Source organism: uncultured Sutterella sp. (assembly GCF_937923675.1).
GTDB lineage: Bacteria > Pseudomonadota > Gammaproteobacteria > Burkholderiales > Burkholderiaceae_F > Sutterella.
This window is the reverse complement of sequence record NZ_CALDXB010000029.1, coordinates 1-25,238: the sequence shown is the minus strand read 5'-3', so window position 1 is coordinate 25,238 and position 25,238 is coordinate 1. Positions and strand designations below refer to the sequence as shown.

Annotated in this window: 26 protein-coding genes and 1 other RNA gene; 19 read left to right on the top strand and 8 right to left on the bottom strand. The window is 61.2% G+C overall.

Annotated features, from left to right (window positions below; translation table 11 throughout):
• Nucleotides 1–67: 67 nt before the first annotated feature.
• Together rho and trxA are read right to left on the bottom strand one after the other, a co-directional pair.
• Complete coding sequence (rho, locus tag Q0106_RS03065; protein ID WP_152157327.1) at nucleotides 68–1,324, bottom strand: transcription termination factor Rho; 1,257 nt, start codon at nucleotides 1,322–1,324, stop codon at nucleotides 68–70.
• Nucleotides 1,325–1,635: 311 nt separating this feature from the next.
• Nucleotides 1,636–1,956, bottom strand: a complete 321-nt coding sequence (trxA, locus tag Q0106_RS03060; RefSeq protein WP_297608654.1) for a thioredoxin — start codon at nucleotides 1,954–1,956, stop codon at nucleotides 1,636–1,638.
• A 415-nt stretch (nucleotides 1,957–2,371) separates the two neighbouring features.
• On the opposite strand from trxA, the gene ffs reads away from it, so the two are divergent.
• The 8 genes from ffs to greA all read left to right on the top strand — a co-directional run bounded on the left by ffs (nucleotide 2,372) and on the right by greA (nucleotide 7,694).
• Nucleotides 2,372–2,470: signal recognition particle sRNA small type (gene ffs, locus Q0106_RS03055), an RNA gene on the top strand.
• Between the two features lie 99 nt (nucleotides 2,471–2,569).
• Nucleotides 2,570–3,934, top strand: a complete 1,365-nt coding sequence (gene dnaX, locus Q0106_RS03050) for a DNA polymerase III subunit gamma/tau (protein ID WP_366139470.1) — start codon at nucleotides 2,570–2,572, stop codon at nucleotides 3,932–3,934.
• A gap of 46 nt (nucleotides 3,935–3,980) precedes the next feature.
• The gene (locus tag Q0106_RS11865; RefSeq protein ID WP_152157402.1) at nucleotides 3,981–4,361 is read left to right on the top strand and encodes a DNA polymerase III subunit gamma/tau C-terminal domain-containing protein; all 381 of its coding nucleotides are present in this window, start codon (nucleotides 3,981–3,983) and stop codon (nucleotides 4,359–4,361) included.
• A gap of 57 nt (nucleotides 4,362–4,418) precedes the next feature.
• Entirely contained in the window at nucleotides 4,419–4,751 is a 333-nt protein-coding gene (locus Q0106_RS03045; protein ID WP_297608651.1) for a YbaB/EbfC family nucleoid-associated protein, read from the top strand.
• Nucleotides 4,752–4,856: 105 nt separating this feature from the next.
• Nucleotides 4,857–5,693 carry a ModD protein gene (gene modD, locus Q0106_RS03040; protein ID WP_297608648.1) on the top strand — a complete coding sequence of 279 codons (837 nt, stop codon included), beginning with the start codon at nucleotides 4,857–4,859 and terminating at the stop codon, nucleotides 5,691–5,693.
• A 30-nt stretch (nucleotides 5,694–5,723) separates the two neighbouring features.
• Nucleotides 5,724–6,344: a recombination mediator RecR gene (gene recR, locus Q0106_RS03035; protein ID WP_152157323.1), complete on the top strand. Its 621-nt coding sequence runs from the start codon at nucleotides 5,724–5,726 to the stop codon at nucleotides 6,342–6,344.
• Between the two features lie 51 nt (nucleotides 6,345–6,395).
• The gene (gmhA, locus tag Q0106_RS03030) at nucleotides 6,396–6,992 is read left to right on the top strand and encodes a D-sedoheptulose 7-phosphate isomerase (RefSeq protein ID WP_297608646.1); all 597 of its coding nucleotides are present in this window, start codon (nucleotides 6,396–6,398) and stop codon (nucleotides 6,990–6,992) included.
• A gap of 225 nt (nucleotides 6,993–7,217) precedes the next feature.
• The gene (gene greA, locus Q0106_RS03025) at nucleotides 7,218–7,694 is read left to right on the top strand and encodes a transcription elongation factor GreA (protein WP_152157321.1); all 477 of its coding nucleotides are present in this window, start codon (nucleotides 7,218–7,220) and stop codon (nucleotides 7,692–7,694) included.
• Nucleotides 7,695–7,850: 156 nt separating this feature from the next.
• On the opposite strand, the gene yhbY is transcribed toward greA, so the two are convergent.
• Nucleotides 7,851–8,330 carry a ribosome assembly RNA-binding protein YhbY gene (gene yhbY / locus Q0106_RS03020; protein WP_297608644.1) on the bottom strand — a complete coding sequence of 160 codons (480 nt, stop codon included), beginning with the start codon at nucleotides 8,328–8,330 and terminating at the stop codon, nucleotides 7,851–7,853.
• 74 nt (nucleotides 8,331–8,404) lie between these two features.
• Between yhbY and Q0106_RS03015 the strand changes: the two genes are divergently transcribed.
• From Q0106_RS03015 to Q0106_RS02990, 6 genes are all read left to right on the top strand, one after another.
• Nucleotides 8,405–9,067 carry an RlmE family RNA methyltransferase gene (locus Q0106_RS03015; RefSeq protein ID WP_297608642.1) on the top strand — a complete coding sequence of 221 codons (663 nt, stop codon included), beginning with the start codon at nucleotides 8,405–8,407 and terminating at the stop codon, nucleotides 9,065–9,067.
• A gap of 288 nt (nucleotides 9,068–9,355) precedes the next feature.
• On the top strand, nucleotides 9,356–11,395 hold the full coding sequence (gene ftsH, locus Q0106_RS03010) for an ATP-dependent zinc metalloprotease FtsH (RefSeq protein ID WP_297608640.1): 2,040 nt from the start codon (nucleotides 9,356–9,358) through the stop codon (nucleotides 11,393–11,395).
• 102 nt (nucleotides 11,396–11,497) lie between these two features.
• The gene (gene folP / locus Q0106_RS03005) at nucleotides 11,498–12,346 is read left to right on the top strand and encodes a dihydropteroate synthase (RefSeq protein ID WP_297608637.1); all 849 of its coding nucleotides are present in this window, start codon (nucleotides 11,498–11,500) and stop codon (nucleotides 12,344–12,346) included.
• 64 nt (nucleotides 12,347–12,410) lie between these two features.
• The gene (gene glmM, locus Q0106_RS03000) at nucleotides 12,411–13,745 is read left to right on the top strand and encodes a phosphoglucosamine mutase (protein WP_297608634.1); all 1,335 of its coding nucleotides are present in this window, start codon (nucleotides 12,411–12,413) and stop codon (nucleotides 13,743–13,745) included.
• A 150-nt stretch (nucleotides 13,746–13,895) separates the two neighbouring features.
• Nucleotides 13,896–14,246, top strand: a complete 351-nt coding sequence (locus tag Q0106_RS02995) for a hypothetical protein (RefSeq protein ID WP_297608631.1) — start codon at nucleotides 13,896–13,898, stop codon at nucleotides 14,244–14,246.
• Between the two features lie 119 nt (nucleotides 14,247–14,365).
• Nucleotides 14,366–14,704: a P-II family nitrogen regulator gene (locus Q0106_RS02990; RefSeq protein ID WP_139688019.1), complete on the top strand. Its 339-nt coding sequence runs from the start codon at nucleotides 14,366–14,368 to the stop codon at nucleotides 14,702–14,704.
• Nucleotides 14,705–14,746: 42 nt separating this feature from the next.
• Here the strand turns inward: Q0106_RS02990 and Q0106_RS02985 are convergent, their stop codons facing one another.
• The 3 genes from Q0106_RS02985 to trxB are packed head-to-tail and all read right to left on the bottom strand — an operon-like array spanning nucleotide 14,747 to nucleotide 17,335.
• The gene (locus Q0106_RS02985; protein WP_297608628.1) at nucleotides 14,747–15,652 is read right to left on the bottom strand and encodes a trimeric intracellular cation channel family protein; all 906 of its coding nucleotides are present in this window, start codon (nucleotides 15,650–15,652) and stop codon (nucleotides 14,747–14,749) included.
• A 23-nt stretch (nucleotides 15,653–15,675) separates the two neighbouring features.
• Nucleotides 15,676–16,338: a Smr/MutS family protein gene (locus Q0106_RS02980; RefSeq protein ID WP_297608625.1), complete on the bottom strand. Its 663-nt coding sequence runs from the start codon at nucleotides 16,336–16,338 to the stop codon at nucleotides 15,676–15,678.
• Between the two features lie 28 nt (nucleotides 16,339–16,366).
• Nucleotides 16,367–17,335 (bottom strand): thioredoxin-disulfide reductase, encoded by a 969-nt coding sequence (gene trxB / locus Q0106_RS02975; protein WP_297608622.1) that lies wholly within the window; start codon nucleotides 17,333–17,335, stop codon nucleotides 16,367–16,369.
• A 150-nt stretch (nucleotides 17,336–17,485) separates the two neighbouring features.
• On the opposite strand from trxB, the gene Q0106_RS02970 reads away from it, so the two are divergent.
• Together Q0106_RS02970 and lolA are read left to right on the top strand one after the other, a co-directional pair.
• On the top strand, nucleotides 17,486–19,942 hold the full coding sequence (locus tag Q0106_RS02970) for a DNA translocase FtsK (protein WP_297608619.1): 2,457 nt from the start codon (nucleotides 17,486–17,488) through the stop codon (nucleotides 19,940–19,942).
• 20 nt (nucleotides 19,943–19,962) lie between these two features.
• Nucleotides 19,963–20,589, top strand: a complete 627-nt coding sequence (gene lolA, locus Q0106_RS02965; protein WP_297608616.1) for an outer membrane lipoprotein chaperone LolA — start codon at nucleotides 19,963–19,965, stop codon at nucleotides 20,587–20,589.
• A gap of 77 nt (nucleotides 20,590–20,666) precedes the next feature.
• On the opposite strand, the gene Q0106_RS02960 is transcribed toward lolA, so the two are convergent.
• Entirely contained in the window at nucleotides 20,667–20,798 is a 132-nt protein-coding gene (locus Q0106_RS02960; protein ID WP_297608613.1) for a hypothetical protein, read from the bottom strand.
• A gap of 76 nt (nucleotides 20,799–20,874) precedes the next feature.
• Between Q0106_RS02960 and Q0106_RS02955 the strand changes: the two genes are divergently transcribed.
• On the top strand, nucleotides 20,875–21,966 hold the full coding sequence (locus Q0106_RS02955) for a WYL domain-containing protein (protein ID WP_297608610.1): 1,092 nt from the start codon (nucleotides 20,875–20,877) through the stop codon (nucleotides 21,964–21,966).
• A complete protein-coding gene (locus tag Q0106_RS02950) occupies nucleotides 21,966–23,051 on the top strand; it encodes a metallophosphoesterase (protein WP_297608607.1) in 1,086 nt (361 codons plus the stop codon). Before Q0106_RS02955 ends, Q0106_RS02950 begins: the two co-directional genes overlap by 1 nt.
• Nucleotides 23,052–23,055: 4 nt before the next feature.
• Here Q0106_RS02950 and glp read toward each other — a convergent pair whose 3' ends face one another.
• On the bottom strand, nucleotides 23,056–24,300 hold the full coding sequence (gene glp, locus Q0106_RS02945) for a gephyrin-like molybdotransferase Glp (protein WP_297608604.1): 1,245 nt from the start codon (nucleotides 24,298–24,300) through the stop codon (nucleotides 23,056–23,058).
• An 87-nt stretch (nucleotides 24,301–24,387) separates the two neighbouring features.
• Here glp and mobA point away from each other — a divergent pair, with 87 nt between their 5' ends.
• Nucleotides 24,388–25,023: a molybdenum cofactor guanylyltransferase MobA gene (gene mobA, locus Q0106_RS02940; RefSeq protein WP_297608601.1), complete on the top strand. Its 636-nt coding sequence runs from the start codon at nucleotides 24,388–24,390 to the stop codon at nucleotides 25,021–25,023.
• Nucleotides 25,024–25,238 lie beyond the last annotated feature (215 nt).

Here is a 25,238-nt window from a genome sequence, read left to right as displayed (position 1 = left end):
TTTTTGCTTTCGGGCGCTCTTCTTCGGGGGGCGCGGCGGGAAGCCTCGCCACCGGGCGGGAAGTGCTTTATTTCTTCATGGCGTCGAAGAATTCGGCGTTGGTCTTCGTGGCCTTCAGCTTGTCGAGAAGGAACTCCATCGCCTCGAGTTCGTCCATGTCGTAGAGGAACTTTCTCAGGACCCAGACCTTCTGGAGAACGTCGGGCTTGAGAAGCAGCTCCTCGCGGCGCGTACCCGAGCGGTTGAGGTTGATGGCCGGGTAGACGCGCTTTTCGGCCATGCGGCGCTCGAGGTGGATTTCGTTGTTGCCCGTGCCCTTGAATTCCTCATAGATCACGTCGTCCATGCGCGAACCCGTGTCGATGAGGGCCGTGCCGATGATCGTGAGGGAGCCGCCCTCTTCGATCTTGCGCGCGGCGCCGAAGATTCTCTTCGGGCGCTCGAGCGCATTGGCGTCGACGCCGCCCGTGAGGACCTTGCCCGAGGACGGAATCACCTGGTTGTAGGCGCGCGCGAGACGCGTGATGGAGTCGAGGAGCACCACGACGTCGCGCTTTGATTCCGCGAGGCGCTTCGCCTTCTCGATCACCATTTCGGCCACCTGAACGTGGCGCACGGCCGGTTCGTCGAAGGTGGCGGCAACGACTTCGCCGCGGATCGTGCGCTGCATTTCCGTCACTTCCTCAGGGCGCTCGTTGACGAGAAGCACCATGAGGACGACGTCGGGGTAGTTGGCGGCAATCGCGTGGGCGATGTGCTGCAGGAGCACCGTTTTGCCCGACTTCGGGGGCGCGACGATGAGGGAGCGCTGGCCCTTCCCGATCGGCGCAATCATGTCGATGATGCGGCCCGTGAGGTTTTCGTCGCCCCGCATGTCGCGCTCGAGGATCAGAGGCTCATTCGGGAAGATCGGCGTCAGGTTCTCAAAGAGCATGCGGTGCTTGAGCGCCTCGGGCGGCAGGTCATTCACCGTGTCGACGCGCACGAGCGCAAAGTAGCGCTCGCCCTCTTTCGGGATGCGGACTTCGCCTTCAATCGAGTCGCCCGTATGAAGGTTGAAGCGGCGGATCTGCGAGGGAGAGATGTAGATGTCGTCCGCACTCGCGAGATAGCTCGTGTCGGGGCAGCGCAGGAACCCGTACCCGTCGGGGAGGATTTCAAGCGTGCCGTCGCCGTAGATGGTTTCGCCGAGCTTCGCCTTCTTCTTCAGAATGGCGTACATCAGCTCCTGCTTGCGCATGCGCTGGGCATTGTCGACTTCGAGGGCGGCAGCCATGTCGAGAAGCTGCGTAACGTGAAGCGCTTTGAGGTCGGAAAGATGCATGGGGTTGGTGGATGTTCCGCCGCTGTTTATGAATTCATGAGGCGCTTTTGCAGCGCCGGCAGGCATGCCGGACGTGAAGCGCCGGGACTCAGAAAATCATCAGCGGATGAGTGTTGAGTAATAGGAATGAGAGGTCCGAAGCGCCGGAAGCTTCTTTGCGTGCTTCCCCGACAAGGCTTCGGGGACCCCGGGCTTCGCGGCGCTCTGATGCTTCTCCCGCGGGAATCGGCCCGGCGGGGAGAAGATGCCCGCCGGGGGACGCCGGACTGAAGGGCGTCCCTTTCAAACTGAGGCGGGCAGGGAAGAGAATCTTAGAGATTCTTTTCGATGAAGGCGTCGAGCGTCGCCTGGTCGCAGGCGCCGGTGCGCTGGTCAATCACTTCGCCATTCTTGAAGGCGATGATGGTCGGAATGCCGCGGACGCCGTATTGGGCAGCCTTGCCCGACGACTGGTCGCAGTCGTACTTGGCGATGACGGCGCGGCCGTCAAAGGTCTGGGCAGCCTGCTCAAGGCGGGGAGCAAGCATGCGGCAGGGACCGCACCAGGTGGCCCAGAAGTCGACGAACACGGTGGTGTCGCTGTTGACGGTCTGGTCGAAGTCGGCGTCGGTGATGTGAAGAATTTCGCTCATGGATGTCTCCAGGGAAAAAATAAATTCGCCTGATGCTTCCCGTTTTAATGAATGACGCTCCGTCTTCCTCGCGAGGAAGAACGGACCGGCAGAAGGGAGGCCGGGCTCGTGAAAAGTCGCTTTGCCGTCAGAACCGCGATTCCGTGAGGGATTCGGCAGGGATTCCCTTTCGGGGGAGGTTCAGTCAGGCAGAGAATTGACAGGCCATTCAGGGCCGGCAGCAGAAAAATGGCGTATGGAGAGGGAGAACTCTCGACGGAAAACGCCTTCTGGAAAAGCGCCGGCAGGCCCCTATGAAGTGATGCCGTGAATACTATCACCTCGGGAAGATGCCTCTCTAGCGGGAGGACTGTTTCATGGGTCCCGAGAAGTAATTTTTTGCAAATCCCGCTCATCTTCCCTATACTCGCGCCTTGGCGGGTCCCCTCGCATGCGCGCCCCGGAAACCTGGTCAGGTCGGGAACGAAGCAGCCATACTGGTGTGCGTGCAGTGCCGAGGATAAGGCTCGCCATTTTCGTATCTGGTAAATCCGCCATAGCGTCCCGGAGCGGACCGCCCGGGCCCATTCGCTAGAATGTGCGCCTGAGAAGCAATAAGAATGAGCCTCATCCCATGAGCAGCTACCAGGTACTTGCGCGCAAGTGGCGCCCCCATGACTTTGAGTCGATCGTCGGCCAGGACCACGTGGTCACGGCGCTGACGCGCGCCCTCACTGAGGGGCGCCTGCACCACGCCTACCTCTTCACCGGCACCCGCGGCGTCGGCAAAACGACGATCTCGCGCATTTTCGCCAAGGCGCTCAACTGCCGCGGCGCCGACGGCAAGGGCGGCGTCACCGCGCACCCCTGCGGCGTCTGCGAGGCATGCCGCGCGATTGATGAGGGCCGGTTCGTCGACTATATCGAGATGGATGCGGCCTCGAACCGCTCCGTCGAAGACATGACGCAGCTTCTTGAGCGCGCCATGTATGCGCCGACCGAAGGCCGCTACAAGGTCTACATGATCGACGAAGTGCACATGCTCTCAAACACGGCCTTCAATGCGATGCTGAAGACCCTTGAGGAGCCGCCCGAGTATGTGAAGTTCATTCTCGCGACGACGGATCCGCAGAAGGTTCCGGTCACGGTGCTTTCGCGGTGCCTGCAGTTCAGCCTGCGCAACATGACGCCCTCCGGGATCGTCGAGCATCTCGAACATATCCTGAAGGAAGAAGGAATCGCCGCCGAACGCCCGGGGCTTCGCATCATTGCCGAGGGCGCACGGGGCTCGATGCGCGATGCCCTTTCGCTTCTCGACCAGGCGATCGCCTTTTCGGGCGGCTCCGTCACGGCCGAATCCGTGCGCTCAATGCTCGGGATGACGTCGGAAAATGCGCTCGCCGGAATTCTCCGCGCGCTCGCTGCGGGCGACGCCCCGAAGATGATGAGCTATGCCGACGACATGCAGCGCGAAAGCGTCTCCTTTGGCGAGGCGCTCCGCGGGCTCGCCGGCATGCTCCACAAGATTGCGCTCCTGCAGCGCGTGCCGAGCGCCGTTGCGGCAGACGACCCGGGCTACGCTGAAATGGCGGAGATTGCGGGCCTGCTCACCCCCGAGGAAATTCAGCTCTGCTACCAGATTTCGCTTCACGGCAGAAACGACCTCGCGCTCGCGCCCGACGAATATGCGGGCTTCACGATGACGCTTCTGCGCATGCTCGCCTTCCGGCCCGCGGGGTCGCGGATGAAGCCCGCTGCGCGCGACGGCGGCGCGAAGCCCCTTCAGGCCCTGCAGGGCGCCACTGAAGCTTCTCAGGCACGGGAGGCAGCGCCTGCGGCTCCCGCCGCGCCAGCACCGAGCCCGGCCCCGATGCCGGAACCCGCGCCTGCGCCGACGCCAGCACCGCCCCCGAAACCGGCGGCAGGTCCGGTTCCGGACAACCTCCCGCCCTGGATGGAGGTGCCGGAGAGCGCACGGGGAGAGCCCGGCGCCAGCTGAGCGGCTCCCCGGGAGGCAGCCTTCTGCCTCTCTCAGCTGGCGGGACATCATCGAGGGAGCGGGCCTGACGGGTCCATTAAAGTCGCTTGCTTCGCAGTCGCAGGTGATTTCGCTCACGGACGCTCGCGTACAATTGCGCCTCGGCGTGCAGTCGCTTCTCACCGAGCACAATAAAAAGCTCCTTGAGGAGAGAATCAGCGGGTGGCTCGGCCGCCCCTTCCGGGTGGAATTCCTCGCCGGAACGGTGGAGGCCGGTTCAACCGTGGCGGATGCCGAGCGCCGGAAAAAGGAAGCCGAGCGGCGGGAGCTCATTGAAAAATTCAAGAGCGATCCGGTCGTGCAGGAAATCGTCCGGCTCTTCAACGGCAAAATTGATGAAGATTCCATCCGGCCGCTCACGCCGGAGGAGATGGCGGAAAAGGACTGAAGCGGAAGTGCTTTCAGTCTTTCCCGGCACCAAAATTTCTACTCTGGAGAAAACACAATGCGCAACATGGGTGGCATGGGCGGAATGGGCGGTCTGATGGCCCAGGCCCAGAAGATGCAGCAGAAGCTCGCCAAGGTTCAGGAAGATCTGAAGGCGATGGAATTCACGGGCGAAGCTGCGAGCGGCGCCGTGAAGGCCACGATCACGGGCGGGCATGAATGCCGCAAGATTGAGATCGACCCGAAGGTGGTTGATCCCGAAGACATCGAAATGCTCGAGGACCTGATTGTTCTCGCCATCAACAACGCCGAAGCCGTCTGCCGCGAAAAGAGCGAGGCGGCCATGCGCCAGGCCGTGCCGCTTCCTCCCGGCATGAAGCTTCCCTTCTGATCAGGGGAAAAAGAGTCCCTTTAAGAAGAGAAAAAGCCCCGACGGATTGCTGAAGCGCTGCGGGGCTTTTCTTTTTTCCTCTTCTCTTTCTGCTCCGGAGTCCTTATGACGCTTTTTCCAGAGAATTTTGCTGACGCCCTGCTTTTTGACGACTGTCCGCACGAAGACCTGACAACCGTCGGCCTCGGCATCGGCAGCGTGCCGGGACGCATTCGGGCTCAATTCAAAACGCCGGGCATCGTTGCCGGTGCGGAGATTGCGGCGGCGGTGCTTTCGCGTGCCGGCGCTTCCGTCTGCCTCAGCGCCTGCGAGGGCGACCTGCTCCCGGCGGGAGAGACGATTCTCACGGCCGAGGGACCGGCAGAGAGCCTTCACGCGGGGTACAAGGTCGCGCAGTGCGTGATGGAATACGCCTCGGGAATAGCGTCCCGCACGCGTGAAATGGTGGATGCCGCCCGCGCCGTCAGCCCGAGGGTTCAGGTGGCCGGCACGAGAAAGCACTGGCCCGGCGGAAAGCGGATTGCGCTTGCCGGTCTCCTCGCAGGTGGCGGCATCGTGCACCGCTTCGGCCTTTCGGATTCGATTCTCGTCTTTGATCAGCACCGCGTTTTCTGCGACGACTTCGAAGCCGCCTTCAGGGCGCTGCAGGCGAGAAGTCCGGAAAGAAAGATTGCCGTTGAGGCAGGAAGTCCCGAAGAAGCCATGACTTTCGTGCGGCTCGGCGCCGACATTATTCAGTGCGAGCGCTTTTCGCCCGAGGACTTTGCGTCCTTTGCCGATGCCGCGCGTGCGGAATCCCCGAATGTCCGGCTTTCCGCCGCGGGCGGCGTCAATGCCAGGAATGCGGCGCTCTACGCGGAAGCGGGCGCGGATATTCTCGTCACGAGCGCTCCCTACTGGGGCGCGCCGCAGGACGTCAAGATGCGCTTTGAGCGGCTCTGACGCCCGGAAGATTCCGAAGGAAGGATAAGGATGGCGATCGAAACCTCTCCCGCGATATCCGCACTCATTAAGGCGCTTGAGGAATTGCCCGGGTACGGACCGAGAAGCGCGCAGCGCGCGGCCTTCTTTCTTCTTGCGCCCGAGCGCAGGGAGAAGCTCGAGGCCCTCAAAAAGGCGCTCGAAGGCACGGCGGCTATTCGCCGCTGCCGGCTCTGCCGCACCTGGTGCGAGGCGGAGCTCTGCCCCGTGTGCGCGGATGAAAAGCGCGACCGCTCGCTCATCTGCGTGGTCGAAAGCGTGCAGGACCAGATGGCGCTCGATGCGTCGCTCTCCTGGCCCGGGCTCTATTTCGTGCTTTCGGGGAGGCTTTCGCCGCTTGACAACGCAGGGCCCGCTGAAATCGGGCTTCCGCAGCTTCTCGAGCGCATTGAGCTCGGGCTTCGAGAGGACGGTCTGCGCGAGGTGGTGGTTGCCACGTCCTACACGCCCGAAGGCGACGCGACAGCGTACTATCTGATGGGCGCCGTGAAGAAGCGCTGGCCGGACCTTCGCATCACGCGGCTCTCCCGCGGGCTTCCCTCAGGGCTTGAGATCGAGTACACCGATCTCGCCTCGATCGCGGGCGCCGTGGAGGACAGGCGCCGGCTTTGATCTTCTTTCCGGTTCAACAGAAGTTTTCAACTCCTTTCAGAGGTTATCTGCATGAGTTCCGTGCACGTGAAGGCAGCGCTTACAGAAGCGCGCGAAGCGCTCGACAATCTGCTTGCCGATGAGGCAATGCTCGCGGAAATCGACCGCGCCGGGGAAATGATGGCTGAGGCGATCCGCGCGGGTCATCGGATTTATTCCTGCGGCAACGGCGGAAGCCTCTGCGACGCCATGCATTTTGCCGAGGAGATGACGGGGCGCTACCGCAGGAACCGGCGGCCGTACGCCGCGACTGCGATTGCCGACGCCTCGCACCTCGCCTGCGTCGCGAACGATTTCGGCTACGAAGAAGTCTTTTCTCGCTATGTCGAAGGCGTGGGCCAGCCCGGGGACGTCCTCCTCGGGATCACCACGTCGGGGACGAGCCCTAATGTGATCCGCGCCGCGGAGGCTGCGCGCGCGAAGGGCATGAAGGTGATTTCGCTCACCGGCAGGCCCGGGAATCCGATGGCGGCACTATCCGACGTGGCGATTGTCACGCCGGGCGGACGCTACGCCGACCGCGTGCAGGAGCTTCACATCAAGTGCATTCACATCTTTATTGAACTCGTGGAGCGCCGCCTCAACCCGGAAAACTACACGGACGAATAAGAGACTCGGGCAGAAGGTTCAGGCGGAGAATGACGCTCCGTTTGAGCCGGCCTGAGCGCCATTTGCTAAAATCCTCCCTCGAACGAATTCAATTCCAAGGGCGGTGCTTCTTTGCGGTGCCGCCCTTCACTTTTGTCTGCACGGGGCATCTCCTTCACGTACGCCTTTTTCGGGGAAGGAAGATCCGGTGCAGATCCCGAACGCTTTTTTGAACCTGGAAGAACCATGCTCAACCGTATCCCCATCACTGCCAAGGGCGCTGAAAAGCTCAAGGCTGAACTCGAATATCTGAAGAAGACCGCTCGTCCGAACGTCGTGGCCGCCATTGCCGAAGCCCGCGAAAAGGGCGACCTTTCGGAAAATGCGGAATACGATGCCGCCCGCGAGGAGCAGGGTCACATCGAGGGCCGCATTGCCGAGCTTGAAGGCAAGATCCCGGCGCTCCAGGTGATTGATCCCAAGACCGTTGCGAGCGACCGCATCGTCTTCGGCGCCACGGTGACGCTCTACAACGAAGACGAGGATTCGAGCGTGACCTACCAGATCGTGGGCGACGACGAAGCCGACATCAAGAAGAACCTCATTTCCGTTTCCTCCCCGATCGCCCGCGCGCTGATCGGCAAGAGCGAGGGCGACACGGTGAAGTTCATGGCCCCGAAGGGCCAGGTCACCTTCGAGGTCGAAGAGGTCGAGTACAAATAATGCGCGCTTTCTCCCTGAAGGGTTTCTGCTGAAGACTTTTCAGAGGGAAGCGATCTCTCGAACGCAAAAACGGGAGATTCCTTCGAGGGGAATCTCCCGTTTTGAGCCAGTGGGGGGCGCAAGCGCCCCCTGGATCAGGACTTCACTGGGAAGGCATTAATTCGAGAGCGCAGCCTTCTTCGTCGTGCGCTTCGTCTTCGGACGGGCGCGGCGGCGGGGCTGGGGCTCAGCCTTCTTCTTCTTTTCGCCGGGCTTCTTCGAGGCAACCTTCTTCGCCTTCGGCGCCGGAGCGTCCTCGCCGCGGGCGGCAGCGGCCGCGCGGGCGATCCACTCTTCGGCCGAGGGGGCATCGTCCTCATCTACGGCAGGACGCCAGAGGATGAGAAGCTTGCCGATCATCTGCACGCGGGCGGCGCCGAGTTCGTCGGCAACCTTCGCGAAGATCGCCTCGCGTTCCTCGCGGTCGTCGGTCGGGACCTTCACCTTGATGAGCTCGTGGGACTTCAAAGCACGGTCGATTTCCTTCATGACGGCTTCGGTAAGACCGTTGGCGCCGAGAAGAACGACGGGGTCGAGATGATGCGCCTGCGAGCGCAGCGTGAGGCGCGCGTCGCGCGAAAGGGTAATTTCACTCATAAAATTTCAGCACTAATGCCGGATGCCGTGTAAAAAGGCGGCATCCGAGAAAGAAAACTTTTTGGAGGGCAAGAATGCCCGTTTCGAATAAAAAACTCAGATCCAACCGCGCATGGATCGAACGGCACATCAATGATCCGTACGTGAAGCGCTCCAAAGCGGAAGGCTATCGCGCACGCTCCGTCTACAAGCTCCTTGAGCTCAATGAAAAGGAGCATCTCCTCAGGCCGGGCCTCACGGTGGTCGACCTCGGGTCGGCTCCGGGAAGCTGGACGCAGGTGGTGCGCGAAAAGCTCATCGACAAGAACGGTCAGGTCCGCGGGCGCATCATCGCCATGGACATCCTGCCGATGGATCCCATTGAGGACGTCTATTTTCTGCAGGGCGACTTCCGCGAACAGTCGGTGGCCGATCAGCTTGCCGCGATTCTAAACGGAGACAAGGTCGACGTGGTCCTTTCGGACATGGCGCCGAATCTTTCAGGCATCGCCGCGGCGGATGCGGCGAGGTCGTTGCTTCTCAACGAGCTCGCGCTTGAATTCTGCGTCGAGCACCTCGCGCCCCACGGCGTCTTTGTGACGAAGGCTTTCCAGGGATCGGGCTATTCGCAGTATGTCGAGGCTCTGAAGAAGGTCTTCAAAAAGGTCGCCGCCAAGAAGCCTGCCGCCTCGCGCGACACTTCGGCAGAGGTCTATCTTGTGTCCCGCGAGCTCAAGACGCCGAAGAATCCGCAATAACTGCTTTCCTTTTCCCGGGCGTCCATTCGCCAAAAATCGGGGGAACCACGGGTAGGGAAATAGTCCCGCGGCTACAATTGCTGAACCTTTCTGCTCCTTCGGACGGTACTGCTTCTCTAAATGGAAGGCGGCGCCGCACAAAAATCCGGACGGAGCCCATGGAAACAAAGATAAGAAACAAGCGCAATTTTCTGAGTTCCGGCGAACTTCCGCCCGGAAGGACGTTCCGGACCTCAGGCGGGGGGACCTCTCCGTCCCGTCGTTGCTAATTGCGACCGGAGTTCAAAGTTGGACAACAAGTCTTTTGCCCGCATTGCCGTATGGATTCTCGTCGCGGTGGTGCTCTTTACGGTCTTCCGCCAGTTCGAGACGAATTCGACGCAGTCGCTCGACACGACGAGCTACACCCAGTTCATGGATGACGCCAAGGCCGGCAAGATCCGCCGCGTGGACATTCAGGGCCGCCGCATCATCGTTACGCCGCAGCAGGGCGCTGAGTACACGCTCACGAGCCCGGGCGACCTCTGGATGGTCGACGACCTGAGAAAGTCGGGCGTGCAGGTCTACGGCAAGGCCGAAGAGGAGCCCTCGTTCCTCACGACCATTTTCGTCTCCTGGTTCCCGATGCTCCTTCTGATCGGCGTCTGGATCTTCTTCATGCGCCGCATGCAGGGCGGTGCCGGCGGCGGCGGGGCCTTCAGCTTCGGCAAGTCGAAGGCGCGCATGATCACAGAGCAGGAAAACCACGTGCGCTTCCGCGACGTGGCGGGCTGCGACGAGGCGAAGGAAGACGTCCAGGAAATCGTTGACTTCCTGAAGGACCCCGAGAAGTACCAGCGCCTCGGCGGCCGCATTCCGCGCGGCGTTCTCCTCGTCGGCTCCCCGGGTACCGGCAAGACGCTCCTTGCGAAGGCGATCGCCGGCGAAGCGGGCGTTCCCTTCTTCACGATTTCGGGTTCGGACTTCGTTGAAATGTTCGTTGGCGTGGGCGCTGCGCGCGTTCGCGACATGTTTGAAACCGCGAAGAAGAACGCTCCCTGCATCATCTTCATCGACGAAATCGATGCGGTCGGCCGCCAGCGCGGCGCCGGCTTGGGCGGCGGCAACGACGAACGCGAGCAGACCCTTAACCAGATGCTCGTCGAAATGGACGGCTTTGATACCGGTGCGAACGTCATCGTGATCGCCGCCACGAACCGTCCCGACGTGCTCGACCCGGCGCTGCTGCGCCCGGGGCGCTTCGACCGTCAGGTCGTGGTGCCGATGCCCGACATTCGCGGCCGCGAGCAGATTCTCAACGTGCACATGAAGAAGATCCCCGTCGGCAAGGACGTCGACGTGGCGGTCATCGCGCGCGGCACGCCGGGCTTCTCCGGCGCCGATCTCGGCAACCTCGTGAACGAGGCGGCGCTCTTCGCCGCCCGCAGGAACGGCCTCGTCGTCTCCATGCAGGACTTCGAGAACGCCAAGGACAAGATCATGATGGGCGCTGAGCGCCGCGCCATGGTGATGACCGAGGACGAAAAGAGGAACACGGCCTATCACGAATCGGGCCACGCTGTTGTGGCAAGGCTTCTGCCTGAATCCGATCCGGTGCACAAGGTGACGATCGTGCCGCGCGGACGCGCGCTCGGCCTCACCATGCAGCTCCCTGAGCAGGACCGCTACGCCTACAACCGCCAGTATCTCCTCACGCGCATTGCGATTCTCTTCGGCGGCCGCATCGCCGAGGAAATCTTCATGCACCAGATGACGACCGGCGCTTCGAACGATTTCGAGCGCGCCACGCAGCTCGCGCGCGACATGGTGACCCGCTACGGCATGAGCGAGCGCATGGGCCCGATGGTCTATGCGGAAAACGAGGGCGAAGTGTTCCTCGGCCGTTCGGTGACGAAGACGACGCATGTCTCTGAGCGCACCATGCAGGCTGTTGACGAGGAAGTCCGCCGCATCATCGACGAGCAGTACGCCGTTGCCCGTCGTCTCATTGAGGAAAACCGCGACAAGATGGAAGTCATGGCGCAGGCGCTTCTGCAGTGGGAAACGATTAATAAGGAGCAGATCGACGAGATCATGGAAGGGAAGCTCCCGACGCCGCCGAAGGATTCTTCGGGCGTGGAACTGCCGCCCTTCAAGACCGAGTCGAAGGATGACGAGCCGGCTGCGGCTGAAAAGCCTGAAGCCCCTCAGTCGAGTGACGCTCCTGAAGCGAGGGAGGCGCCTGAAGCTCCCAAGGCGGAGACGCCTCAAACCGATGCTCCGGGGAAAACTGACGAATCCGAGAAGCCTCAGGATGCCGGAAAGGACGACTCCGGCAAGGCCGGCTGATCCGGAGTGAAAATCAAGCCTTAAAGCGAGACCGCATCCGAACCGAAAACCCAGATTTCGGGCGGACGCGGTCTTTTTTTGTTCCTTTTTCGGAGATGAGCAATGACTGAAGAGCTCTGGCGCTGCGGCCCCTTTGATTTTGATCTGAGGGATGAGCCCGTCATCATGGGGATTCTCAACGTCACCCCGGATTCCTTCTCTGACGGCGGCGAACACAATACCCTCCCTGACGCTCTCGCCTGGGCGGAAAAGATGCGCAGCGACGGCGCCCGGATCATCGACGTGGGCGGCGAATCCACCCGTCCGGGCGCGGCGGAGGTGCCGCTCGAAGAGGAGCGCGCCCGGGTGATTCCCGTGGTGCAGGCACTTGCTAAGGAAGGCTTCTGCGTGTCGGTGGATACCTCGAGGCCAGAAATCATGCTCGAGGCGGCAGAAGCCGGCGCGGCAATTCTCAACGACGTGCGCTCGTTTGAAATGCCGGGGGCTCTTGAGGCTGCTGCCTCCACGAAGCTCGGGCTCGTCATCATGCATCAGGGGCCGTTTGATCCGGAGAAGGACGTGGTTGAGGACGCATTCCGATACCTCGGGCGCCGCGAGGAGGCACTGATGGCTCAGGGAGTCGAACCCGGGCGCATCGCCTGGGATCCGGGCTTCGGGTTCGGAAAGACGCTCGAGCAGAATTTCGAGGTGCTCGCCGCATCCGGGCGGTTTCTCTCTGCCGGACGGCCGCTCCTTGCCGCGCTTTCGCGCAAGGGGAGCCTCGGGCGCATTACCGGAAGAAGGAATCCGCATGAGCGCGCCGCGGCGAGCGTTGCCGGAGCGCTTCTTGCCGCAGAGCGCGGCGCCCGGATCCTGCGCGTTCACGACGTGAGGGAGACCGCGGATGCACTGGCCCTTCTCAAAGCCTTCGGGCAAGCGGATATCCGCATTGACGCGCGAGGACGCTCCTGAGAGACTTCTCTCCAACTTCAGGCTTCAATATTCCGGCAACTTTTTTGTCAGTAAAGGATTCGTTATGAACCGGCGTTATTTCGGTACGGACGGCGTTCGCGGCAAGGTGGGAAAGCTTCCCATCACGCCCGACTTTGTGATGAAGCTCGGCCAGGCGGCGGGCAGAGTGTTGAAGCGCCACAGCCCCACAGGGCGAGCCACAGTTCTCATCGGCAAGGACACGCGCGTTTCGGGCTACATGCTTGAAGCCGCGCTTCAGGCGGGCTTCTCCGCTGCAGGGACGGACGTCGTCCTCTGCGGCCCGATTCCGACCCCGGCCGTCGCCTACCTCACGCGCGCTCTGAGGCTGGAGGCCGGCGTCGTCATTTCCGCGAGCCACAACCCGTACGACGACAACGGCATCAAATTCTTTTCAGGCGCCGGTCAGAAACTTCCCGACGAGTGGGAACTTGAGATCGAGAAGGAGATCGACGAAGGCTTCTCCTGCGTGGAATCGAAGGACCTCGGCAAAGCCCGGCGTCTTGACGACGCGTCAGGCCGCTACATCGAATTCTGCAAGTCGACGATCGGCGAGGAGATCGATCTCAAGGGCATGAGGATCTATGTCGACTGCGCCAACGGTGCGGCCTACCACGTCGCGCCTGATGTTTTCCATGAACTTGGCGCAGATGTCGTCGCCGAAGGCGCTTCACCGGACGGCTTCAACATCAATCGTGGCGTTGGCGCAACACATACTGAAGACCTATCCATTAGGTGTAAAAAAACCTCGTGTCAGATTGCAGTAAGTCTCGACGGCGATGCCGATCGACTGATCATGGCCGACGCTGAGGGGAATGTTTATAACGGAGATCAGCTCCTTTACGTTCTCGTGAGGGACCGCATGAGCCGCGGGAAAGTCTTCGGCGTCGTGGGCACCCTCATGTCGAACTATGGTCTTGAGAAGCGCGTGAAGGAGCTCGGCCTTGAATTCGTGCGCGCCAAGGTGGGCGACCGCTACGTGCTCGAGGAGCTCCTGAAGCGCGGCTGGCGCTTCGGCGGCGAAACCTCCGGCCACATTCTTGCACTCGACAGACAGACTACGGGCGACGGCATTGTGAGCGCGCTCCAGATTCTTGCCGCCATGCGAAGGACCGGGAAAACACTTGCCGAATTGACCGAAGACCTTGAATTGTTGCCGCAGTGCCTCGTAAACAAAAGAATTGAAAAAGGCTACGACTGGAAGTCGAATCACGCTTTCATGGCTGCGGTTGAGCATGCCGAAAAGACGCTTGAAGGCCGCGGGCGCGTGCTCATCCGCCCCTCGGGCACCGAACCGCTCCTTCGCATCATGGTCGAAGCTTCCGACAGTGCGTTAGCAGAACGGCTCGCCAACGAGACAGCAGAGGCACTTTCGTTGTAAAGTTCTATGTTTCTAGCCCGCGCGCGACTTTGCGCGGGCATCAGGCGTGATAAAGTTCACGCCCACACGTGCGCCGGTTCGCATTCCGGACCTCTGGTTCGGGCTAATTTTCCCTGACCCATCGCACGACCGAATTAGGAATCCAGACAAATGGCAGAGAATCAGGAACCCGCAAAGGTTGAAGAAAAAGGACCGTTCATCCATCAGCTGCAGCTTTTCCTTGTTGGCGGTCAGCAGTTCACGATCAATGAACTCTCGGACTCGCCCAAGATGCCGCAGAACGTCATCGCCTTCATCAATGCGTGGCGCCAGAAGCGCGACGTGTGGCACTCCCCGAACAACGATCCGAAGTTCGGCGTGCGCGTGAAGGACGTGTCGCTCTACGAGTACCGCGTCGGTCGTCCCGCTGAAGTGAAGCCGCAGGCTGCTGCCGAGGCTCCCAAGGCTGCCAAGGGCGAAACCACGACGAAGAAGGCTGCCTCGAAGAAGGCTGACAAGTAATCGTCCCATGACGAGCACCCGTCTTTAAAAGGCGCTCATTGGACCAGGAAAGGCCGGAATCTTTTTCGCAAACCGAAAAAGCCCGGCCTTTGCTTGTTTCGCGAAAGGAGAAATCAGAAATGAAGCAGATCGTCGCCGTAATCAAGCCCTTCAAGCTTGACGACGTCCGGGAAGCGCTCGGCGAGGCCGGCGTGCATGGCCTCACCGTCACCGAAGTGAAGGGGTTCGGCCGCCAGAAAGGTCATACCGAGCTCTACCGCGGTGCGGAGTACATCGTCGACTTCCTGCCGAAGCTCAAGGTTGAGACGGTTGTGGCGGACGATATCGCGGAAACGGCGGTTGAAGCCATTCGCCGCGCCGCGCATACCGGCAAGATCGGCGACGGCAAGATCTTCGTCTTCGACGTGGAGCAGGTGATCCGCATTCGTACGGGCGAAACCGGCGAAGCCGCGGTCTGATCCCAATAAAAAGCGCCCGGTTGGTCCGGGCGCCTGCGAGCTCTATTTGCGGGGCTTCTCCGAAGAGCCTGCCGACGGTTTGTTGGCGGGCTTTTCCTTTGGGTAGTCGCGCCGCTGCGGGAGCACATTGGCGGAATAGCGGGGCGGGGTCTCGCGCGGAGCGTCCTCGCGTCGAACGGTCTTTTCGCGCCGGGCTTCCTTCGGTCGGGACGCGGCTGAATTTCCGTTCTCTCCCGTGCGCCTGCGCCCTTTCAGCATCCGCGCAAGCGACACCGGGCCGTTCCCGGGGAAGATCTTTTTAGCGAGTTCCGACCGGTAGCGGATTTCCCAGTTCACCTTGAGCGTGAACATCCTGAAGAGAACGATCGTGGCTGCGGTCACGTAGACCGTCGCCTCGGGCCGCACGCCGTCGGAAAGAAGAATCACGCAGAGCCAGCAGCCCACGAACCCGGCGAGCCCGTAGGGCTTTCTGTCGGAAAGCGCAGCCGGCATGCGGTTGAGGAGGACGTCTCTCATGACGCCGCCCAGAATGCCCGTACCCACGCCTACAAGGGTGCAGGACAAGGGCGGAATGCCTTTTTCCCAGGCAAGGAGGGTCCCCGAGGCGCAAAAGACTCCGAGGCCCACAGCATCGGCCCAGATAAAGAGCTCGTGCGCAAAGGAGCGCGAGAAGCGCTTCACGATTGCCGGCGCAAAGATCGTGAAGACGAGAATGAGCCACGTGATCGCTTCGTGCTCGACCCAGTAGAAGGGTCTCAGATCAAGGAGCAGGTCCCGGATCGTGAGGCCGCCGAAGGCGCTCGTGAAGGCGAGGATGAAGACGCCCACCGGGTCGACGCCGCGGCCCTGGGCGGCCAGGATGCCCGCAAGGGCGAACCCGAGCATGCCGATCGCATCGACAAGCGCCGTGTTCTGGGCGAGTGCGGCAAAGACGGGTTCACCAATCATGCGGATCTCCTTCTGAGTGCTGATCAGGGCGTGAAGCGCCGCTTCTGGTCAAGAAGCACGATGACCGCGCCCGCATCGCCGTCGTGCGGCGGCGCCTGGACGAATGCCATCACCTCGGAGCGCTGCTTGAGCCAGCGGCGGACCATTTCCTTCAGGACGCTGTGGCCGCCCTCGGAGTTGTAGCCCTTGCCGTGGACGATCCTCAGGCACCGGTCGCCGCGGATCTGCGCGTTCCGCAGGAACCTCGCGACCGCTTCGCGCGCCTCGTCGACAAAGAGACCGTGAAGGTCGATGTGGGCCTGTACCGTCCATTCGCCTCGGTAGAGCCTTCTTGGAATTTCAGGCGGCACGTCGGGACGGCGGAACATGAGGCCGTCCTCGCTCTCGAGAAACACCACCGGATCGCATTCGTCCGAAAGAGAAGCCTCGAGCACTTCCTGCTTTTCGGCTTCGTGCTGCCGGGCAACGGGCTGGGGCTTCAGAACGGGCTTCACCACGCGTCCGCGCGTGACGTCCTTCGGGCTCACCCCGAGTTCCTTCATCGCTGCGCGGAAGGCGTCGCCCGCTTCATTCAGTTTCCTTGATTCGGCAAGCGCCTTCTTTTTAGCCTCTTCGGCGGCCTTGGCCTGAGCCTTGAGGTCGCGCGAGAGCTTCTTGAGATCAGAGAGATCGTGATACTGAGCCATTTTCTGATGGATCTGAAAAATGAATTGATCAGCGCTTCATGGCGTCTTCGGCTTCAAGGAAGCGCTGAACGTCAAGCGCCGCCATGCAGCCCGCAGCGGCGGAGGTTACTGCCTGACGGTAGAAGGGATCCTGTACGTCGCCGGCGGCAAAGACCCCCGTAACGCTCGTTGCGGTGGCGGCGGAGTTGCCGGTTCCGGCCGTCACGATGTAGCCGTTCATGAGCTTCAGCTGCCCGGCAAAGACGTCCGTATTGGGGCGGTGGCCGATCGCGATGAAGACGCCCTCAACGGCGACTTCCTTCGGCGCTTCGCCGGCAGTGCTCTTAAGCGACAGACCCGTGACGGCCTTGCCGTTTCCGAGCACTTCAGCCACCTCGCGATCGAGTTCAAGCGTGATTTTCCCGTCCCCGACCATCTTCATGAGCTGGTCGACGAGAATCGGTTCGGCGCGGAAAGTCTTTCTGCGGTGAACGAGCGTCACGTGGCTCGCGATGTTGGCGAGGTAGAGCGCTTCCTCGACGGCGGCATTGCCGCCGCCCACAACAGCCACGGGCTTGCCGCGGTAGAAGAAGCCGTCGCAGGTGGCGCAGGCGGAGACGCCCTTGCCCTTATAAGCCTCTTCGCTCGGGAGACCAAGGTACATGGCGGAGGCGCCCGTCGCGAGAATGAGGGCGTCCGCGGTCCACGTTTCGCCCATATCGGTCGTGAGCGTAAAGGGGCGCTTCGAAAGATCCGCCGTCTTCACGAGGTCGTAGACCACCCGGGTGCCGAAGCGCTCGGCCTGCTTCTGGAGGCGCTCCATGAGCTCCGGCCCCTGAATGCCTTCGGCGGCGCCCGGCCAGTTGTCGACCTCCGTCGTCGTCATGAGCTGGCCGCCCGCTTCCATGCCGGTGATGAGGACCGGTTCGAGATTGGCGCGGGCGGCGTAGACGGCAGCCGTCCAGCCAGCCGGACCGGAGCCGAGAATGATGACGCGGGCGTGTTGAATGTTCGACATGTTCTTTTCCTTCTGGGATCTTCGGACGGCATCGCTTCTCAGCCGTCCGGGAAATGAAATAGTTGTACTCCCATTATCGCGGGTGTTGCGGGAAATTGCGGTTGCCCAAAGTACAATCAAAGATCGGATTGAGAAAGGATCTTTTTACCGATGGCGAAGAAGAACGCCCGCGCAAAGGGCACGAAAAATTCGAAGTCCGGCGTGGCGGAGGAAGAAAAATTCGATTCCGCGAGGGCCGTGGAGGCGCTTGAGCGCGCTGAGGCCGATGCGGAAAGAAAGGCCCGCAGGGCGCAGGCGCGCCGCGAAATGAGAGAGCGCTTTGCAGAAGCCTTCATCGGACTCGCGCGCTTTCTCTGGGAGAGAAGCTGGGCATTCTCCGTACCCGCGGCGCTTCTCCTCGCACTCGCGCTCGGCACGTATTCTCCCGACGATCCGGCCTTTTCGGTTGCGACCGCACGGACGCCTGCAAATTTCTGCGGCGTCTGGGGCGCCTGGTGCGCGGATTTTCTGCTGGGGCTTTTCGGGCTTTCCGCCTGGTGGTTCGTGCTGGGTCTTGTGATGGTTGCCTTCTTCGCCTTCCGCTCAAAATTGAGAGCCGAGCGCGGGGAGACCAACCCGGAGCGCATCAATCCCCCTAAATTCACGGCTTTTTTCGGCCTCTGCGCCCTCATGATCGGGTCGACGGCATTCGAAGCCATGCGGATAGCCCGATCCCCCGTGACGCTTCCCGGAGATCCGGGCGGCATTCTCGGCAATACCCTCGCATACGCCGTCATGCACTATGTCGGCGCGGGGGTCGCGCTCGTCGTCTTTCTCCTTCTTTCCGCCATCGGCATTTCGCTCCTGATGGATTTTTCCTGGACCGATGCGGCGGAGAAAATAGGACGCTTTATTGATGAGCGGATTCTTTCCCGTCTGAGCCGCAAGAAGCCCGGGGAAGAGATGACCCTTGAGACCGGAGAGAATGCGCCGGAAAGTCCCCGGGTCGACATTCCGGTTTATGAACCTTCAGCGCTTTCCCAGGAAATCGAGATTGTGAAGCCCACGTCCGAAGCGTTGAATTCCGGGGCATCGCTCTTCCCCGAGGAAGTGCTGACGACGAGAAGCCCGAAGGAGACTTCCTCGTCTTCCGAGCGGCCGAGCCTCATGCTTCTTGACGACGCTGATCCCGCGCGGCGCGGCACCGATGAGGAAACGATCCAGATGACGAGCCGCCTCATCGTCGCGAAGCTGAAGAGCTACGGGATCGATTCGGAAGTGATGGGCGCTCAGCCCGGGCCCGTCATCACGCAGTACTGGCTCGAGCCCGGCGCCGGCGTGAAGGGCTCTCAGATCGAAAACGTTCGCGACGACCTGCGCCGCGCGCTCGGCGTGCAGGCGGTGCGCATCGTGCTCTCCGTTCCCGGTACGAGCTACGTGGGACTGGAGGTGCCGAACCCCGTGCGCGAAATGGTGCGCCTCAAGGAAATCATCAAGAGCGAAGCCTTTGAAAAGAGCCGTTCAGCGCTCACCCTGGCAATCGGCAAGGACATCGCCGGGAAGCCCTTCGTCATGGATCTCGCGAAGACGCCGCATCTCCTCGTTGCCGGCACGACGGGCTCGGGCAAGTCGGTCGGCATCAACGCGATGATCCTCTCGATGCTCTTCAGGAACGACCCCACGCAGCTCCGCCTTGTTCTGATCGACCCGAAGATGCTCGAATTCTCGCTCTATAACGGCATTCCGCATCTCTTGACGCCTGTCGTCACCGACATGAATAAGGCGAGCGCCGCGCTCAAGTGGCTCACGGGCGAAATGGACCGGCGCTACGCCGTCATGAGCCGCGTGGGCGTGAGGCAGTTCTCGAGCTTCAATGAAAAGGTGTCGGACGCGAACCGCCGGGGCGAACCCATTCGCGACCCGATGGCGGCGAAGGACGATCCGCTAGCGGAGAATCTCGAGCCCTGGCCCTACATCGTCTGCGTGGTCGACGAACTCGCCGACCTGATGCTCACGAACCGGAAGGAAGTCGAGGGTGAGATCACGCGCCTCACGCAGAAGGCGCGCGCTGCGGGCATTCACCTGATTCTCGCCACGCAGCGTCCGTCGGTTGATGTGGTGACGTCTCTCATCAAGGCGAACGTTCCCACACGCATTTCCTTCCAGGTGGCTTCCGCGACCGACAGCCGCGTGATTCTCGGCGAATCGGGCGCAGAGCAGCTTCTCGGCAACGGCGACATGCTGCTCCATCGCCCCGGCACGCCAGGCGCCACCCGCATCCAGGGGTGCTTCGTGGCGGACGGCGAAGTCGCGCGCGTTGCTGAGGAACTCAAAAAACAGGGTTCTCCCTCCTATGTGTCGGGCGTTACCGAAACGGAAGAGGACGCAGGAGGCGCAGATGCCGGAGATGCGGGCGGACGGCGTTCGGGCGAAAGCGATCCGCTTTACGACAAGGCGGTGGCGCTCGTCCTCGAGGAAAAGCGCGCCTCCATTTCCTTTGTGCAGCGCCACCTCGGGATCGGCTACAACAGAGCCGCTAATCTTCTTGAAGCCATGGAATCGGCTGGCCTTGTGAGCAAGCCTTCATCCATGGGCAAGCGCACGATTCTTGTGCCCGACCGCAATTGATTTCTTCGAGGCGTCTTCTGATGACGAACCACTTCTTTCTCCCGCGCCGCACGCTTCTTCTCGCCGCGCTCGGGTCGCTTCTCCCCGGTGTCTCCCTTGCGGCTGAGGGGAGCGCCGTGCTCGAAAAGTTCCTCGCCGAGGTATCCGGAGCCGAAGGCGCCTTTCGCCAGGAAACCCGGGATCGAACAGGGAAGGTTGCGAATGCCGCGGAAGGCACCTTTGCCTTCCTGCGCCCGGGCGCTTTCGACTGGCTTTACGAAAAGCCCTGGCGCCAGAGAATCGTGAGCGACGGGAAAACCATCTGGGTCTACGACGAGGATCTGATGCAGGTGACCGTGAAGCCTGCGGGTGATGCGCTCGCTCAGACGCCGGCGGCGCTCCTTTTCGGATCGGGAAAGCTCCCGGCCGGCTGGACGGAAAAAAGTTCCGGGGATCAGATCACGCTGACGCCCGAGGAGCCTCAGGGAGGCTTTGAGCGCGTGGAGGTGAAGTTCGGCAGTTCCGGATTCCCCGAGGTTCTGAGCCTCTACGACAGCTTCGGCCAGACGACGACGATCGTCTTCACGCGGTTTGCGAGCGCGCACCCGGAGAGCTCGCGCTTTCAGTTCAGGGTTCCTCAGGGCGTTGAGGTGCTCGAGACCCCCTGACGCTTCAATGTGGTGTTTTTCAGGATCATTTGAGGAGCCTTCAGATCTCGGGAGCTTCTCGTCATACGGTAGAATGATCAGCACCTGAGGCCGGATTTATCCGGCTTCATCATGTTTTCGACCGGAATGTTCTCGGCCGGGTTCTCCCCGGCTTTGAGGAATTCCCTGCGGGAGATCCCTTCCGGGCGGCGCTTTGAAAGAAGCGCCATCGGAAGCCCTCTCAAAATGCAGGATATGTTTCCCTGCACAGTTCATCTGACGCCTACCTAAAGGGAGCTTACGTTCATGAAGAGCAATATGCGCCGCTTGATCATCGACAAGTTGCTGACCGAGAAGGGTTATGTTGCCTTCGAGGAATTCGAGCTTCTTCTCAAGGTGAGCGCTCCCACGATCAAGCGCGATCTGCAGTACATGCGCGACGAGCTCCATGCTCCGATCCGCTATTCGCGCGCCCACAACGGCTACTACTACGCCTCGGGCGCTCTGCAGACCTCTGAGGAAAGAAAGCTCCGCATCGGGAAGGGCGGCAAGGCCATGCCCGCCAAGGGCAACGACACCACCCGGCCCAACATCATTGCCTCGCGCCTTGCGAAAAAGCAGTGGTATTCGTCCGAGGAGCTCTTCGTTCTCACCTCGACCTACGACCTTCTCGGAGCGCTCGAGGTGGACCGCTCCTCTGCGCTCGCAACGGAGCTGCCGCCCCTGAGGTCGCGCGTGCTCGGGCTCTTCACGCTCGGCGGAACGACCCCGAGGGAGCTCATGCGCCGCGTGCGCGTTGTTGAGCGCCGCGTGGTTTTCCAGGAGCCCGCCACTTTCGAAACGATCGGGTGCGCGCTCTGCGAAAAGCGCCGCGTGCGGATTTCCTACTATTCGTGGCGTACGGATGAACATTCAACGCGTGAAATCTCGCCCATGAGGCTTGTTCACTACCGCAACCGCTGGTATGTCGACGCCTTCTGCCATCTCACGCAGCAGCTCAAAACCTTCCAGATCGAAAACATCGAAAGCGCCGAAATTCTGACTACGAGCGTTAAGCGCATGGTGCTTGACGACGTAGCGAGAGAGCTCGACGCGGGCTACGGTATCTTCCACGGCAAGGAGATCAAGACTGCACGGCTGCACTTTGACGGCAGAGCCGCGCATTACGTTCTCCGCGAAGCCTGGCATCCGAAGCAGCGCGTGCAGCAGCTCGATGACGGTTCTCTGATGCTTTTGGTCCCCTATTCTGATCCGACGGAAATCGTCGGCGAAATCCTTCGCTGGGGGTCGCGCGTTGAGGTTCTTGAACCTCAGGAACTGCGCGATCAGGTCAGCAGCGAGGCCGAACGCATCGCCGCTCTCTATAAGGAGAGTACGAAAGCAGGCTCGCGGGATTAATGGCAACAGAAGAAATCAGAAGAAAAAGGCGTCGTCCCCGTCGTCATCGCAGAGCCGGCATTCCGAAAACGCTGCCGAAGATTTTCTTCTGCGGCGATCCGCACGGTTCCTTTGACCACATCAACGAAGCTGCGCTTCAGCATAAGCCTGATGCGATCGTCATTCTGGGCGACATGCAGCCGCCGGCACCCCTCGAGGTCGTCCTCGCAGGGGCTCTGAGCGTTTGTCCCGTCTGGTGGATTCCGGGAAATCACGATTCGGATACGGACGCGATCTACGACAACATCTGGCGCAGCTCGCTTGCCGCTCACAATCTCCACGGGCGCGTGGCCAATGTGGCGGGCCTGAGAATTGCCGGACTCGGCGGCGTTTTTCGCGGTCAGGTCTGGATGCCGGACGATGCGCCCAATTATTTCTGCCCGGCGAGCTTCATCCGGCGCGTGGGTCTCGGCAATATGTGGCGGGGCGGCCTGCCGCGTCGTCACCGAACGACGATTTTTCCGTCGGTCTACCAGAACCTGATGCGCCAGAGCGCGGATATTCTCGTTACGCACGAGGCGCCTTCCTGCCACAGGAAGGGCTTCGCCGCGATCGACCGGCTTGCGGAAGCATTGGGCGTGCGCTGGGCCTTTCACGGCCATCAGCATGAAGACCGCACCTACGGGCGCCATCACGGCATTTTCATGATGGGCGTGGGATACCGCGGAATTACAAGCCTGACGGGTGAAGTGATTGTTCCCGCGCAGCTTGATCCCCGGGAGGCCGCCGCGCTCGAAAATGCGATCAGCTGGGCGGAGGGACACGGATCGGCGATGAAGGCGCCTTCATGCCCACAGGAACCGAAGGAGGAGCCTGAGACGTCGCCGACGGAAAAAGCGGTGCTTCAGGTGCCTCTCATGGATCCTCAGGATGCGCAGGAGGTGAGGATTGCCGAAGCGGCGGAACGCAGGAACCTCGCGCTCGCTGAAGCAGCGAGGCACGAACGCCGCCGCGACCGGGAGCTCGGCGAGGCAGTTGCCGCGCGGGCTCCGGGCGGGCGCTGGAAGCGCATGAGCCTCCAGCGCAAAAAGAGTCAGAAAAACTGACCGGTCAGGAAAGAAGCCTGAGACAGCGGACCGCATCGCCTTCGTGAATGCGGTCCGTATTCACATCAAGGACTGCCATGGCGTTCATGCCGGCAAGCGTCGTCAGCATGCCGGAGCTCTGGGAATGCGCGGGCGTGAAGCGCATTTCCCCGTCAACAAAGTCTGCGCGTCCTCTTACAAGATCCGTTCGTCCGGTGCGTCCCTTGATGTCCCTGGCGGCGATCGCCGGAAACTCCGGCAGTCCGAGGGGTTCCGTGGAGCCGGCGGCGAGCCGGAGCGCTCGCCTCAGGAAGAGCTGCGCCGAAACGGCTGCCGCCACGGGGTTCCCCGGGAGCGCCATGAACCAGCAGGCATGTTCGCCGGCAACGCGGCCGAAGGAGAAAGGCTTCCCCGGGCGCATGCTGACGTGATAGTGAGTGATTCCGCTCCCCATGTCCGCGAGCACCCGCGAGGTGTAGTCGTGTTCGCCTTCGCCGACGCCGCCGCTCGCAATCAGAAAGTCCGAACGGGCCGCGGCTTCTGAAAGCGCCTTCCTGATGACCACCGGGTCATCGGGAAGAATGCCGAGGTCTTCGGCTTCAGCTCCCCAGGTGCGCACGAGCGACGTGATGACGGAAGAATTCGAATTCCAGATTTTTCCCGGAGGCAGTGTTCCGTCCGTGCCGGGTTCCACCAATTCGTCGCCCGTTGAGAAGACGGCAACGCGGAGCTTCCGGCAGCTTAATTCTGCGCGGCCGAGTGATGCGGCGAGACCCAGATAAGCGGGCGTGAGCACAATGCCTGGCTCCATGACGGCGTCTCCCGCGCGGAGTTCTTCGCCGCGAAGGCGGACATTTTCAGCAGGCCGCACGCGGCTGGTCTCAAAGACGACGTAGGCATTCCCGTTTTCTTCAACTGTTTCCGTGCGTTCGAAAGGAATGACGGTGTCGGCGCCTTCAGGCGTCGCCGCACCCGTCATGATGCGGACGGCTTCACCCGAAGCAAGCGTTCCCATCCAGGGAGTTCCTGCATAGGAAGTGCCCTTTACGAGAAGACGAACCGATGCGCCTTTTTCGAGTTCTGCACGGTTAAACGCGAACCCGTCCATGGCGGAATTATTGAAGGGCGGAACGTCGCCCGGAGAGGTGAGCGTTTCGGCCAGAACGCGGCCGAGCGCCTTCTCAAGCGGAAAGCTTTCAACCGAAGCTTCCGGTGCGATTGCATCCTCAAGGATGCCGTAGACTTTCTCGATGCTGATGAAATCGGTCATTCGCTGCCTCATTAATCAAAAGGCTTTTGGCTTTTGCGAAGGATAGCCTGTGAACCGGCACTGAGGAAATCATCGAAAAGGATCGAAATGGGTGCAATACGTAAGGAGAATGTGACCGGACTCATCTTTGCGGGCGGAAGAGCCACGCGGATGGGAGGCGCCAATAAGGCACTCCTTCAGATGAATGGCCGCCCGCTCATTGCCTGGGTGGTCGACTGCCTCGGACCGCAGACTTCCCGCATCGTTATTTCCGCGAACCGCGATCCGGAATCCTTCAGGGCTTTTTCGCCCTATGTTGTTCATGACCGGACGGAGAATTTCCCCGGGCCGCTCGCAGCGCTTGATGCCGCATACGCCTCCGGCTTCATTCAGACTGAGTGGGTGCTTACCGCTCCCTGCGATGCGCCCTGGCTTCCGGGGAATCTCGTAGAGCGCTTTTCCGAAGCCGAGGAGCTTGCTCTTCGCGACGGCAGAAATCCGAAAGCCTTCGTCGCGCAGACATCAGGGCGCTATCAGAGTGCGGTTGCCTGCGTGAGGACGGAGTGCCTGGGACTTGCAAAAGCCTCGATTGAGGCTGATGAACGACGGCTCCGCTTCTGGTACAAAACCCTCGGCGCTGAAGTTGTTTCCTTCCCGGACGATTCGGCGTTCGCCAACCTCAATACCCATGAGGAGCTCGAGGCGGCATCGAGGAACGGAAAAATATTTTTCGCGCACTCTTGACAAATCGATTCTTCATCCTCATAATTCGCATCCTGCTTCGGAAACGAGGCAGCAAAGAACAAGCAGCTCTGAAGTGAATTTAAAAATTTTCTTCCTGAGCTCTTGACAAAAGGATCTGACTTCTATATGATTCAAATCCTTCGCTGCTCAAACGCAGCGCAGTTCTTTAAAAATCAGATTCAACGAACCGATAAGTGTGAACATCGGAAAGCTTG

Bases quoted from the DNA above. Each gene is read 5' to 3' on its own strand.
- rho (WP_152157327.1), bottom strand. From the start codon at position 1,324: ATGCATCTTTCCGACCTCAAAGCGCTTCACGTTACGCAGCTTCTCGAC.
- trxA (WP_297608654.1), bottom strand. From the start codon at position 1,956: ATGAGCGAAATTCTTCACATCACCGACGCCGACTTCGACCAGACCGTC.
- dnaX (WP_366139470.1), top strand. From the start codon at position 2,570: ATGAGCAGCTACCAGGTACTTGCGCGCAAGTGGCGCCCCCATGACTTT.
- Q0106_RS03045 (WP_297608651.1), top strand. From the start codon at position 4,419: ATGCGCAACATGGGTGGCATGGGCGGAATGGGCGGTCTGATGGCCCAG.
- modD (WP_297608648.1), top strand. From the start codon at position 4,857: ATGACGCTTTTTCCAGAGAATTTTGCTGACGCCCTGCTTTTTGACGAC.
- recR (WP_152157323.1), top strand. From the start codon at position 5,724: ATGGCGATCGAAACCTCTCCCGCGATATCCGCACTCATTAAGGCGCTT.
- gmhA (WP_297608646.1), top strand. From the start codon at position 6,396: ATGAGTTCCGTGCACGTGAAGGCAGCGCTTACAGAAGCGCGCGAAGCG.
- greA (WP_152157321.1), top strand. From the start codon at position 7,218: ATGCTCAACCGTATCCCCATCACTGCCAAGGGCGCTGAAAAGCTCAAG.
- yhbY (WP_297608644.1), bottom strand. From the start codon at position 8,330: ATGAGTGAAATTACCCTTTCGCGCGACGCGCGCCTCACGCTGCGCTCG.
- Q0106_RS03015 (WP_297608642.1), top strand. From the start codon at position 8,405: ATGCCCGTTTCGAATAAAAAACTCAGATCCAACCGCGCATGGATCGAA.
- folP (WP_297608637.1), top strand. From the start codon at position 11,498: ATGACTGAAGAGCTCTGGCGCTGCGGCCCCTTTGATTTTGATCTGAGG.
- glmM (WP_297608634.1), top strand. From the start codon at position 12,411: ATGAACCGGCGTTATTTCGGTACGGACGGCGTTCGCGGCAAGGTGGGA.
- Q0106_RS02995 (WP_297608631.1), top strand. From the start codon at position 13,896: ATGGCAGAGAATCAGGAACCCGCAAAGGTTGAAGAAAAAGGACCGTTC.
- Q0106_RS02990 (WP_139688019.1), top strand. From the start codon at position 14,366: ATGAAGCAGATCGTCGCCGTAATCAAGCCCTTCAAGCTTGACGACGTC.
- Q0106_RS02985 (WP_297608628.1), bottom strand. From the start codon at position 15,652: ATGATTGGTGAACCCGTCTTTGCCGCACTCGCCCAGAACACGGCGCTT.
- Q0106_RS02980 (WP_297608625.1), bottom strand. From the start codon at position 16,338: ATGGCTCAGTATCACGATCTCTCTGATCTCAAGAAGCTCTCGCGCGAC.
- trxB (WP_297608622.1), bottom strand. From the start codon at position 17,335: ATGTCGAACATTCAACACGCCCGCGTCATCATTCTCGGCTCCGGTCCG.
- Q0106_RS02970 (WP_297608619.1), top strand. From the start codon at position 17,486: ATGGCGAAGAAGAACGCCCGCGCAAAGGGCACGAAAAATTCGAAGTCC.
- lolA (WP_297608616.1), top strand. From the start codon at position 19,963: ATGACGAACCACTTCTTTCTCCCGCGCCGCACGCTTCTTCTCGCCGCG.
- Q0106_RS02960 (WP_297608613.1), bottom strand. From the start codon at position 20,798: ATGGCGCTTCTTTCAAAGCGCCGCCCGGAAGGGATCTCCCGCAGGGAA.
- Q0106_RS02955 (WP_297608610.1), top strand. From the start codon at position 20,875: ATGAAGAGCAATATGCGCCGCTTGATCATCGACAAGTTGCTGACCGAG.
- Q0106_RS02950 (WP_297608607.1), top strand. From the start codon at position 21,966: ATGGCAACAGAAGAAATCAGAAGAAAAAGGCGTCGTCCCCGTCGTCAT.
- glp (WP_297608604.1), bottom strand. From the start codon at position 24,300: ATGACCGATTTCATCAGCATCGAGAAAGTCTACGGCATCCTTGAGGAT.
- mobA (WP_297608601.1), top strand. From the start codon at position 24,388: ATGGGTGCAATACGTAAGGAGAATGTGACCGGACTCATCTTTGCGGGC.